The organism is Clostridium sartagoforme (assembly GCF_004794105.1).
Classification (GTDB): Bacteria; Bacillota; Clostridia; order Clostridiales; family Clostridiaceae; genus Clostridium; species Clostridium sartagoforme_B.
Map to the genome: position 1 here is coordinate 1 of NZ_SRYR01000010.1, position 12,793 is coordinate 12,793.

General features: G+C 29.2%; 9 protein-coding genes. 4 read left to right on the top strand and 5 right to left on the bottom strand.

Going from position 1 to position 12,793, the window contains the following annotated elements:
* The 4 genes from E5347_RS13700 to E5347_RS13715 all read left to right on the top strand — a co-directional run.
* Window positions 1-2,261: serine hydrolase (locus E5347_RS13700; RefSeq protein WP_136007797.1), on the top strand; the 2,261-nt coding region annotated here is incomplete at its 5' end.
* A gap of 107 nt (window positions 2,262-2,368) precedes the next feature.
* A complete protein-coding gene (locus tag E5347_RS13705; protein WP_136007798.1) occupies window positions 2,369-3,025 on the top strand; it encodes an HAD family hydrolase in 657 nt (218 codons plus the stop codon).
* 257 nt (window positions 3,026-3,282) lie between these two features.
* Entirely contained in the window at window positions 3,283-4,320 is a 1,038-nt protein-coding gene (locus E5347_RS13710) for a nucleoid-associated protein (protein ID WP_136007799.1), read from the top strand.
* Between the two features lie 448 nt (window positions 4,321-4,768).
* Window positions 4,769-6,091: an acetyl-CoA hydrolase/transferase family protein gene (locus E5347_RS13715; protein ID WP_136007800.1), complete on the top strand. Its 1,323-nt coding sequence runs from the start codon at window positions 4,769-4,771 to the stop codon at window positions 6,089-6,091.
* A gap of 325 nt (window positions 6,092-6,416) precedes the next feature.
* On the opposite strand, the gene E5347_RS13720 is transcribed toward E5347_RS13715, so the two are convergent.
* The 5 genes from E5347_RS13720 to argJ form a co-directional block, all read right to left on the bottom strand.
* Window positions 6,417-7,628 carry a 3D domain-containing protein gene (locus E5347_RS13720; RefSeq protein WP_243109785.1) on the bottom strand — a complete coding sequence of 404 codons (1,212 nt, stop codon included), beginning with the start codon at window positions 7,626-7,628 and terminating at the stop codon, window positions 6,417-6,419.
* Window positions 7,629-8,239: 611 nt separating this feature from the next.
* Window positions 8,240-9,163, bottom strand: a complete 924-nt coding sequence (argF, locus tag E5347_RS13725; RefSeq protein ID WP_136007801.1) for an ornithine carbamoyltransferase — start codon at window positions 9,161-9,163, stop codon at window positions 8,240-8,242.
* A 299-nt stretch (window positions 9,164-9,462) separates the two neighbouring features.
* Window positions 9,463-10,623 carry an aspartate aminotransferase family protein gene (locus E5347_RS13730; protein WP_136007802.1) on the bottom strand — a complete coding sequence of 387 codons (1,161 nt, stop codon included), beginning with the start codon at window positions 10,621-10,623 and terminating at the stop codon, window positions 9,463-9,465.
* Window positions 10,624-10,675: 52 nt separating this feature from the next.
* On the bottom strand, window positions 10,676-11,530 hold the full coding sequence (gene argB / locus E5347_RS13735) for an acetylglutamate kinase (protein ID WP_136007803.1): 855 nt from the start codon (window positions 11,528-11,530) through the stop codon (window positions 10,676-10,678).
* Between the two features lie 15 nt (window positions 11,531-11,545).
* Window positions 11,546-12,766 carry a bifunctional glutamate N-acetyltransferase/amino-acid acetyltransferase ArgJ gene (gene argJ, locus E5347_RS13740; RefSeq protein WP_207670491.1) on the bottom strand — a complete coding sequence of 407 codons (1,221 nt, stop codon included), beginning with the start codon at window positions 12,764-12,766 and terminating at the stop codon, window positions 11,546-11,548.
* Between the last annotated feature and the right edge of the window lie 27 nt (window positions 12,767-12,793).

Genomic DNA, 12,793 nt, shown 5'->3' on the forward strand with positions numbered 1-12,793 from the left:
AAAAGGTAACAGGAATGGCTTTAGATGAGTATGTAGAAAATACATTCTATAAACCATTAGGATTAAACAATATAGTTTATAATCCATTACAAAAAGGTTTTAGTAAAGATAATATTGCAGCAACTGAACTTAATGGAAATACAAGAGATGGAGCTATAAGCTTTGAAAATATCCGTGACTATACAATTCAAGGTGAAGTTCATGATGAAAAAGCATTCTATTCAATGGATGGAGTTTCAGGACATGCAGGATTATTTGCAAATGCATCTGACTTAGCTAAGTTAGCTCAAGTTATGCTTAATGATGGAGGATACGGAAATAATAAATTCTTTAACAAGAATACTATTGAAGAGTTTACTAAGAGAAAATCATCTAGCCCAACTTGGGGATTAGGCTGGTGGAGAGAAGGAGATAACGGTAGGTTATGGTACTTCGGTACACAATCTTCAAGTAATACAATTGGACACCAAGGATGGACTGGTACTTTAACAGTTATAGATCCTGAAAGCAATTTAGTAGTAGTTTTATTAACAAATAAAATCAACTCCCCTGTTGTCGATAATACTATAAATGCTAATACATTCTTCGGAAATAAATTTACTACTGCAACTCTTGGTACAATACCAACTCTTGTTTATGAATCTATAATTCATAATAATAATGATGCAGTTGATGCTAATGTTGCACAAATGGTTAGTGAAAATCTTAAGTTATATAATTCTAATAGTTATTTAGGAGAAGCAGTATTAAAATCTGTTTATTCTAAGGTAGATACAGTTATTACTAGAGCTGAAGAGAGAAAAACAGCTGAAAACTTATCTTATGCTGAAGAGGCTGTAGCAAGGTTAGATGTTGAAAAAGATCGTGAAGAGATAATTAAATTTAATGAAAGAATCAAAAACCTTGGAGGTAAGCCAGTTGAATTACCAAATTACAGTACTGAACTTGAAGAGTTAAAAGCAGTTATTAAAGAAGCGAGAGATACTATTGAAAAAGGACAAGACTTAGAAGAGCATGTTCATTATCAAACAACTAGTTGGAATAAACTTCTTAAGGCTTACGAAGATGCAGAGGCTGTGGTTGAAAAAGGTGATATAGCTAATAGTGAAGAAATAAAAACAGCAACTGAAGAATTAAAAGCTGCTAAGAAGGAATTAGTGAAGTTAGATAAAACTAATTTATATAAAGCTATTGAAGATGCTAATGCAAAAATTGAAGAAGGTGTCTTAGAAGGATTAGATGAGGAAGTTAAGGCTTCATTTATTAGCACTTTAGAAGCAGCAAGAACTGTTTATAACAACAAAGATGCAAGTATTCAAGATATAGCAAAGGCATATAATGATATTTTAGCTAAGTATAAAGAATTAGGTATTCCAGTAGGAGATAAGAACTATTTAGCTGACTTAGTAAATATCGCAGAAGCTATTAACTTAGATAGATATATGAATAAAGGTCAAGAAGATTTTAAGAATGCATTAAAAGCTGCAAAAGAAATTTTAAAGGTTGAAAATGCATCAGAAATAGATATATATAAGGTTTATGAAGCATTATATAACTCTATGATGAAATTAGAATTAAAAGCAGATAAGGCTGAATTATCTAAGGCTATTGCTGAAGCTGAAAAAATTAACCTAAGTGGATATACTGAAAATAGTAAAGCAGAACTATTATCAGCAATTGAAGCTGCTAAGTTAATAAAAGAAAATACTGAAGCTACTCAAGGAGAAGTAGATAAGGCCGTAGAAAATATAAATAAAGCTATTACTGCTTTAGTAAAAGCAGCTGATAAGAGTGATCTTGAAGGATTAGTAAGGAAAGCAGATGCTATTGATACAAATAAGTATAAAGCAGAAGGTGTTGAAGTATTTAATAAAGCACTAAATGAAGCTAAAAATATTATATCAGATAAGAATCTTACAGCTGATGAACAAGATATAGTAAATAATGCTTATAAAAACTTAAGTGATGCTATTGAAGGCCTTGAATTAAAAGGCTCATCAAATGGAGATGCTGGTAATGGTTCTGGTACTGAGGATGATGATAAAAAGGATCCAGAAGACTCAAATACAAATAACAATAATAACAGTAATAACAACGGCAATAATAGCTCCAATAATGGCTCTACAACTGGTAAGGGAGATTCTAATTTACCAAGTACAGGAGGAACTTCTCCAGTATTATATGTAGCTCTTGGTATTATGATTATAGCTATGGGTATAATTATTTTCAAAAAAAGAAATACAGCAGAGCAAAATAAATAGTAAGAAATGATTATTAATAGGATTTACATCTAAAAAATAGGTGTAAGTCCTATTTTTTAATTAATATAGTATAATATATATTATACGAAAGAATGGAGGGATAACTTATGAAAAACTTACAATTGGTTATTTTTGATATGGATGGATTAATATTTGATACAGAAAGATTATCTTATGCTTCATGGAAGGAAGCAGCTGAAAAATTCAATATTAATTTTGAATTAAGCTTACTTTATAAATTGCTTGGAACAAATCATGAAAATGTGCGTAATGCATTATTTAGAGAATTTGGTGACAAGATAAATGTTGACGATTATATGGCAGAAAAAAGAAGAATTTTCTTTAAGAAGATAGAAAATGGTGAAGTAGTAAAGAAACCAGGATTAGATGAGCTTTTAGAATATTTACAAGATAAAAATATTAAAAAAGCAGTTGCTACATCATCAAATAGGGAAGTTGCATATAATTTATTAAAAGATGCCAATATTTTTCATTATTTTGATTACATATTATGTGGTGATGAAGTTAAAAAATCAAAACCTGATCCAGAGGTGTTTTTAACAGTTGCTAAAAAGTTAGATGTAAAGCCTAGTGAATGTATTGTTTTAGAAGACTCTGAAGCTGGAACTATAGCAGCAAGCAGAGGTAGGATGATGCCTATAGTAATTCCAGATTTAAAAGAACCAGATAAGGAAATAGAAGAATTAGCATATAAAAAGCTAAATAACTTAAAAGAAGTAATAGACGTAATTGAAAATCTATAGTAGATTATAAAATGCTAAGCATTTTATTAATGAAAGAATTAAAAAATTAAAGAATGAAAAAATGTTGAATAAAAATCTTTATAGATTTTTTTATAATACTATCTTTATAATCTTAGTAGGTTTTGCATAGCAAGACTTCCTAAATTCATTCATTTTTTTCATTCCTTCATTCTTTCATTTTTTATCTTTGCAATATTTATATGAAGTTATAAGAATGGTGGTGAGTTTAGTGAAGGGGAGCCCCTTTGCTATGAATTATGGAGTACATAAGTGAGATTGATATACAAGAGGCAATTATTCATATACTAGATTCTAATGGAGAGGAACCTGTTTTAAATGAATATAGCCTTGAGTTAAATGAGGATATATATAAGTTTGTACATAGACATATTGAAAAATGCTTTAAAGATGAGGAGCTTAAATATGCTGTATTTAATGAAGAAAGAAATATAGTTAAGGAAGTTGTTCAAGATTATTTAAATGGTATAGATAATAATTTAATTGAATTATCTCAAGAGCTTGCAAGACAACTATTTATAATAATGAAGGGAAATATTAATATTCCATCTTGTGATTTACTTATAGTTTCAATAATAACGGACCAAGGTCCAATGATAGGAATATTAAAAATGGATTATGTAAGAAACTTTACTCATCAAGTAGATTTTATAGATAATAAAATTGGAATAGGTATTGTACCGCAATCAGCAGGGCTTCCAGCTAGTAGTCAAAGAATTCAAAAGGCGGCATTTATAAAGCCTATAAGAGAAGAGGAAAAATACAATCTTATGGTAATTGACAAGCAAAAGAAGAGTAAGGAAGAAGATGAGTATGGTGCAAATTACTTTATAAACAACTTCCTTGGCTGTAGTATTATAAATAATGAAAGAGATATGACGAAGACTTTCCTTAAGGCTGCAGAAAATTGGACTAGAAATAATATTACAGAAGATGCTGATAAGGCTGAAAGAATAAGAACAGCAGTAAAGGCTAAATTAAAGGAAGAGGAAGTAATAAATATAGATAGCTTATCTACTGAGTTATTTAAAGAAGAGCCTCAAGTTCAAAATGACTTTTCGAACTTCGTTAAAGGCCATGGACTAGATGAAGTAGCTATAGATAAACAATGGGTAGAAAAGAAGCTTAAAAGAGTACGATTAAAAATAGATAAAGAGATAGATTTATATATTGATGAAGAAGCTTACCATGATAATAGTAAGTTTGAAATACAACGAAACGGTGATGGAAGCATTAATATGGTAATAAAGCATGTTATAAACTATATAGAAAAATAAAATTCAAGATATAGATAGAATTAGGTGTTATTTTTAGAATCTATAAAAGATAATCTTTTATAGATTTTTTATTTAAAAGCAAAAGAGATAATAAAGCTAAAGCAGTTTTATTATCTCTTTTATAATTTTAGCTTTATTATCACATTTTATTATCACGTTTTATTATCTATTTTACAATTATTAGAATAAAAATTATATAATTTCATAAATTATATAATTTAATGAAATTATATAACTACTTTAATAATCAATATTAATTATTACTTAAAAATTAACAAAAGTTAATAATGAGTATTGACAATGCGAATGTTAAGTTTTACTATTTAACTATATAATACATGTAAATTCTTGAAGGATTAATAAGACTTTAAAAAAATGGTAAATTATGCATTGGAGGCGGGAGTTTACAAATATAAAGTAGATTTAAAAAGGTTAAGGGAGAATTAATATGAGAGAAAATAATATATCTAAGGGAAAATACATTACAATAGATGAAGCTTTAAGTTTAATTAAAAGTGGTGATGTAATAGTTACAGGTTTAGGAGCTGCTGAAGCAAGAGATATTTTAAGTAATTTACATAGAATAGCTTATAGAGTTAAGGATGTTACGGTTACTACTTGTTTACCTCAAGTACCTGCTGAGTATTTTATGAATCCCAAATATAAGGATTCATTCAGAATGGATGGATGGTTTTATACTGGACCTATGAGAAAAGCACAAAAAAATGGAAATGTATCACTTATACCGAACCATCTTCATTTAACAGCCTTTAAAAGGCAATTTCATAAAAAGACTAATATATATATGGGAACAGCTACACCTCCAGATAAGCATGGATATTTATCTTTATCATTAAGTAATATTTATGAAAAAAGAATACTAAAAGAAGCGGATTTAGTAATATTAGAAATAAATAAAAATTATCCAAGAACATTAGGTGATGTAGAAATTCATATAAGTGATGTAGATTATTTAGTTGAAACTGATTATCCAGTTCCAGTGCTTCCAGATTCTGAACCTAATGAAAAAGATTTATTGATAGGTAAATTTATAGCCGATAGAATTAATGATGGGGATTGTATACAACTTGGGATAGGAGGTATTCCAAATGCTGTTGCAGCTTCATTAATGGGTAAAAAAGACTTGGGACTTCATACAGAGATGTTTACTACTGGAATAATGAATTTAATAAAGGCTGGGGTTATAACTGGTAAGAAAAAGAATTTCAATTATGGGAAACATGTTGCAGGTTTTGCTCTTGGCACAAGAGAACTTTATGATTTCTTAGATGATAATCCATCAATTATGATGATGGATGGATATTGGACAAACGATCCATATGTAATTGCACAGAACGATAATCAAGTTTCAATTAATACTTCTTTAGAAGTAGATTTAACTGGTCAATGTGCATCAGAATCAATAGGTCCAATGCAATTTAGTGCAACTGGTGGACAAGCTGATACTGCTGTTGGATCTCAAATGTCTAAAAATGGACGTTCATTTATAGCTCTATACTCAACTGCTATGGTTGAAAATAAAGAAACAGGAGAGAGAGAGGAGATATCAAAGATAGTTCCATTTTTAAAACAAGGGGCAGCTGTAAGCTTATCAAGAAATGATGTTGATATGGTTGTTACAGAATATGGAGTTGCAGAACTTAGGGGTACAACTATTGCAGAGAGAGTTGAAAGATTAATAAGTATAGCACATCCAAAGTTTAGAGAAGAATTATTAAAACAAGCTAAAGAATTTGGAATAATTTATTAAAGTTTACCTCTTTCTTAAATATAAAAATAAATAAAGTTAAATAAATTCTAAATGCTTATATAAAAGGATGTAGTTTATATAGATTTTATTAATTCTGAATGAAATAATAAAACTTAGACTACATCCTTATTATTATTATTATTATTATTATTATTATTATTATTATTATTATTATTATTATTTTTAAAGTACTTTTTATAATTAAAGTTTTGAACAGTTATTTTATCTATAAAAAATAAAGTTTACAAATGTTATGTGAAAGTTGAATTGGAACTTGCCAAAGGTCAACTAAGCATAACATAGACATTTTATTTTTATACTAAACTTAGTTAGATATTACATGAACTGTAACAGTTCTTCTACCGAAGGAATAACATTCTTCAAGAGTATTAAAGTAAAGGTCAATTTTATTTCCTTTAATAGCTCCGCCTGTATCTGAAGCTATAGCATATCCATAACCTTCTACATAGACCTTTGAACCAAGTGGTATTACATTTTTATCTACAGCAACTGTGCTTAACCCATTTGGATCTCTTACAGGTTTCAGGCCTAGAGCTGTAAGACCATGCCCAGTATAAGCTGTTGCAGACATTGAATGTGTAGCTAAATAATCAGAGTTTGTACCGTTATTACCACTAGAACTTGTACCACCATTACTTTCACCAGAGTTATTGTTCTCTTGAGAAAGTGAATTTTCCTCTATTTCTAAAGTAGAAATTTTATATTCTGCATTTGAAATAGCGTCTTCAACTAAGCTAATGGCATAACTACTATTAAGTTGAGGTAATAGGCCTCTTAAAGTGCTTAAGGCATCTTTAAGTTTAGAAATAGAATCACTGCTATCAACTATATCAATAGTATTAGAAACTAAATTTACTTCATTAGCTTCTATAATTGACATTAACGAATCTTTTTCTTCATTTAATTTAGCTAAAAGAGATTCTTGTTCCTCTTTTTTCTTATTAACTTCAGCTAAATCATTTTCTATAGAAGCGGATAGTTTTTTTAGATCTTCTTGTCTTTCTTCTATTTTCTTACTATCATTTACTAAGTCTTCTTTCTTTTTATTAATTTCTGAAATCATATCTTTATCTACTGAAATTATCTTATTAATAGAATCTATTCTTGAAAATAAATCAAAAATACTTTCAGAAGTTAGAATATAATATATCATATCTGTTGCCATGTTGCTTTTATACATGGAACGAATACGATTGCTCATTAAGTCTTCTCTTTCTTTAATTTCAACTTGTGAATCTTCAATTTTTTTATTTATATTTTCTATCTCTGCTTCAGCATTTGTAATTTCAGTATTGTTCTTTTTAAGTTTATTATTTATTTCTTCAATTTCATTATTTAGTTTTCCAACTTCAGCATCTAGCTCTAAAGCTTTTCCATCTAGTTCTTTATATTTTGTCATGTTTTCATCAATAGCACCATTGCTAGAAGAGTTAGGCTCCGCAAATGCAATGTTATATGTATTATTTAAGCATAAAAATAATACTAGTACTAAAGAGAAAACTTTTTTCTTACTCAATAAAAAGCACCTCCTGAGTTTGATTTTAGATCACATTATAATTTTAGAATCCTATGAAAGGATATATAATCTATACTTTCAATTTTATCTATACTTAAATAAATATATTTATTTTCTAAGGTTATAGAACTATAATAATGTAAATTCTTAATTGAAAGATATGTATAATATAAATAATAAATGTGACTAAATTTTAAATAATATATAAAGAAAGTATAAAATTAAGCCATTATTAAATTTATTAAAAGGGACTTAATAATATTTATGATACTATAAGCTTTAGTTAAATAGCAAGTTTTCAACAATTTAGTATCCTAATAGATTAATTAATAAAGAGATGTTTTAGGAATTTAAAATTAGTTTAGTATCTTAGAATTTTCATATATAAATTAGGTGAGTATCTTAGAAGTCTTATATATAAGTTAAATATATAAATGAATGGTAATAAAAAAACTCCCTACATTTATGCAGAGAGTTTAAATAAATATTTTATCTTTAATTTATAGGTGATTTGGACCAATTTACATCCACCATTCCTTCATTTTCTAATCTTAATTGTTAGTTATATAATTAAATAAATTGCCTAACAGAATTAAATAATTTCTTTTAGCTTAATTGTTTATAAGCTTAACTAAAATTGCTTTTTGAACATGAAGTCTATTTTCAGCTTCTTCAAAAATAGTATCTGCATGCTTTTCTAATATTTCTGCAGTTATTTCTTCTTCTCTATGAGCAGGTAGACAATGTAATACTATTGCATCTTCTTTAGCTAAAGTCATAAGTTCAGCATTTACTTGATAGCCATTAAATGCCTTTATTCTTTCCTTAGCTTCATCTTCCTTACCCATGCTTGCCCAAACATCAGTTATTACAACATCAGCATATATAACTGCTTTTTTAGGATCATCAACTATTTCGAATTTTAAATTATTAGCTTTAGAAATTTCATTTCCTTTATTAATATAATCTTCTTTAATCATGTAATTATTAGGAATTGCTAAAGAAATATTCATTCCTACTTGTAGACATCCTACTAGAAGGGATTGAGCCATATTATTTCCATCACCAATATAAGCTACTTTAAGACCATCTAATATATTTTTATTTTCTCTAATAGTCATTAAATCAGCTAGAACTTGGCAAGGATGCTCATCATCAGTAAGTCCATTAATAATTGGAATGCTTGAACATTTAGCAAGAGCTTCAACTTCTCCTTGCTCAAAAGTTCTTATCATAATTCCATTAATATATCTAGAAAGAACTCTAGCAGTATCTTCAATAGGTTCTCCACGACCAATTTGCAAATCATTAGAACTTAAGAATAGGGGATAGCCCCCAAGTTGGTACATGCCAGCCTCAAAAGAAACCCTAGTCCTTGTAGAAGCTTTTTCAAATATCATACCAAGAGTTTTACCATCTAAGAGATTATGCTTAATATTATGCTTAAGTTCATACTTTAATTGATCAGCTAAATTAAGTATATCTAAAATTTCATCCTTAGATAAATCTTCCATTTTCAATAAATCTTTTTTCATAAATACCCCCAAAGTTTCAGTTAACAATTAACAAGTAACAATTAACAGTTATTGTTGAAATTAAACAGAGCTTAATTTCATAATTTTAAATAATAGTGCAATGAGGAATGAAAGAATGAAAAGTTAATAAAAACATTAGTTTTTATTAACATGAAAAAATGAAGCTTGAAATTAAGCTTAGCTTAATTTCTTATAAAGAATTAGAGTTAGAAATTCAGCTCAAGCTGAATCTGTTTCTATCTTTTCATTATTTCATTGTTTAATTTTTTCATTCTTAATTCTTCATTTTCAATTATGCATTATTCATTAATTATGCATTCTATAATCCTCGCTCCTGCTTCAATTTCTTCTTTTGAAATTACAAGTGGAGGAAGTAGTCTAACTACATTTTTTCCAGCAGTTAGTACTAACAAGCCTTTTTCTAGAGCCTTCTTTTGAATTTCAGAAGATGGAACAGTTACTTCTATTCCTATCATTAATCCATTTCCTCTTACATCTTTTATAATAGGGGAGGGAATGTTTTTTAATAGAGACTTTAAGTATTGTCCTTTTTCTTCAATTTCTTTTAATGCTTGTTCTGTGCAAAGTTTTTCTAATACTACTAAAGCTCCAGAACATACAACAGGGTTTCCTCCAAAAGTAGTTCCATGATCGCCAGGATTAAAGGTTTGTGATAATTTTTCATTACATAAGAAACCACCAATAGGAAGTCCAGCGCCTAATCCCTTTGCAACTGTGACTATATCAGGCTTTACATCGTAGTATTCATAGCCAAATACTTTTCCAGTTCTTCCAATTCCACATTGTACTTCATCAAAGATTAAGAGAATGTCTTTTTCCTTACAAATTTCATAAACTTCATGTACAAAATCAGAGTTTAATGGATGAACTCCACCTTCGCCTTGAATAGCTTCCATAATGATAGCGCAAACTTCATTATTTGCTTTATTTTTAAAGTCTTGTATATTATTAGCTTCCACATAATCAAATCCACCTGGGAAAGGGAAGAAGTAGTTGTGGAATTTATCTTGACCAGTTGCTGTTAATGTAGCTAAAGTTCTTCCATGGAAAGATTGTTTTAAAGTTAATACTTTGTGTCTATTTAATCCATATTTATCAAAGCTATATTTTCTAGCAAGCTTAATAGCACCCTCGTTAGCTTCTGCTCCAGAATTACAAAGAAAAACCTTATTCATTTTTGTAATTTCTACTAACTTTTCAGAAAGAGCTAAGGTTTTTTCATTTAAGAAAATATTTGATGTATGTTGTAGTGTAGAAACAGTGTCAGTAACAGCTTGAATCCAGTCCTTGTCCCCATATCCAAGACTATTAACACCAATTCCACTAGTAAAATCTATATATTTATTTCCTTTATCATCAAAAAGATAAGAACCTTCTCCCTTAACTAAATTAACAGGAAGGTAAGAGTAGGTTGACATTAAAGGTAAATTATTTGACATATTTTAAAACCCCCTTTTTACAATTAGCAGTTAACTGATAATTGTTAATTATCTAGTAGATCATTGTTCCAATTCCTTCATTTGATAGTAGTTCAAGTAGTATTGAATGATGCAAAGTTCCATCTACTATATGAGCTGTTTTAACACCCATCCTTACTGCTTCAACGCAGCATTCTATTTTTGGAATCATTCCACCATGTATTATTTTATCTGCATATAATTTTTTAACTTCATGTAATCTTAATGTTGATATTAATGAAGCTGGATCTTTTGGATCTACCATTAGCCCTGGTACATTAGTTAAAAGTATAAGTTTTTCTGCTTTAATAGCAGCTGATAATTTAGAAGCGCATGTATCAGCATTTATATTGTAGGACTCAGTAGAGTTTTCTCCTATTGCAACTGAACCTATTACTGGGATATATCCAGCTGAAAGGGCCATGTCAATTATATTAGTATCTATAGATGTGATTTCACCAACAAACCCTAGGTCTACTGGACCTTCTAGCTTCTTTGCTTTTATAAAGGAGCCATCTAAGCCAGTTAGTCCAATAGCTTTACCACCAGCACTTTCTATTAATGAAACTATATCCTTATTAACTTTACCACCTAAGACCATTTTAACTATTTCCATAGTCTTTTCATCAGTGTATCTAAGGCCATCTATAAATTTGCTTTCTTGACCTATTTTAGTTAAAAACTCTGAAATATCTGGGCCGCCACCATGGACAATAACAGGTTTTAAACCAACACATTGCATTAAAACTATATCAGTTGCTACACTTTTCCTAAGTTCTTCACTAGTCATAGCATTTCCACCATACTTTATAACTACAATCTTTCCAGCTAAGGATTGAATGTAGGGAAGTGCTTGAGTTAGTACTTTTGCATATTCTATATAATTCACTTTCTAGCGCCTCCTTTAGCTTCTATAATCTCCATTAATTTTTACATAATCATAGCTTAAGTCGCATCCCCAAGCCTTTGAAGAATATTTTCCTGAATTCATACTTATTAAAATTTGAATCTCATCTTTTAATAATATTTCTTTTGCCTTAACTTCATCAAAAGGTAGAGGCATTCCATCTTTGCAAACTTCAACTTCTCCAACAGAGCTCTTAAATGAAAGATTAACTTTATCAGGATTAATATTTACTCCAGAATAACCAAGGGCACATAATACCCTTCCCCAATTAGCATCACTACCGAAGATTGCAGTTTTTACAAGAGGTGAGTTAATAACGCTTTTAGAAAGTATTTCTGCATCTTTTTCTGACTTGCAATTACTTACTATACATTCAATAAGCTTAGTAGCCCCTTCACCATCTTTAGCAATCATTTTAGCAAGAGTGATGTTTAAAGTGTTTAAGACATCAATAAAAGTGTAGTAATCATCATTCTTTTCAACTATTTCTTTATTGGAAGCTAAACCATTAGCTAGTACAAGAACCATATCATTAGTACTAGTATCTCCATCAACACTTACTCTGTTATAACTTATTTTAGTGCTTTCCTTTAATGCCTCAGATAACATTTCACCAGAAATATTTAAATCTGTTGTAATAAAAGAAAGCATAGTTCCCATATTTGGCTCAATCATTCCTGATCCCTTAGCCATTGCCCCAATTGTAACTACCTTATCCTTTATTTTAAATTCAAAGGCAAGTTGTTTTTTATAAGTATCTGTAGTCATTATTGCTGTAGCAGCATCTTCATAGCCTTCCTTTGAAAGTCTTTCAGTTAACATTGGAATTCCATCTTTAATAGCATCAATATTAAGAGGAACTCCAATAACCCCAGTAGAAGCAACTAATATATCACTAGTTTTTAATCTAAGAGCCTTCCCCTGAAGCTCAGCCATTCTTTTAGCCTTAACTAATCCATCACTTCCGTTGCATGTATTAGCATTTCCACTATTAACTATAATAGCTTGAGCTTTTTTATTAGATAAATGCTCCTTAGTTATATAAATAGGAGCTCCCTTAACTTTATTTTTAGTATAAACACCAGCAGCATTAGCTTGTACTTCTGAATAAATAAGAGCTAAGTCCAATTTTAAATTATTTTTCTTAAGACCACAGTGAATTCCAGATGCAAGGAATCCTTTAGGTGCTGTAACACCTTGATTAGATAGTAGTTTCAAAATAAAAACCCCCTTTTTAGTAATTGG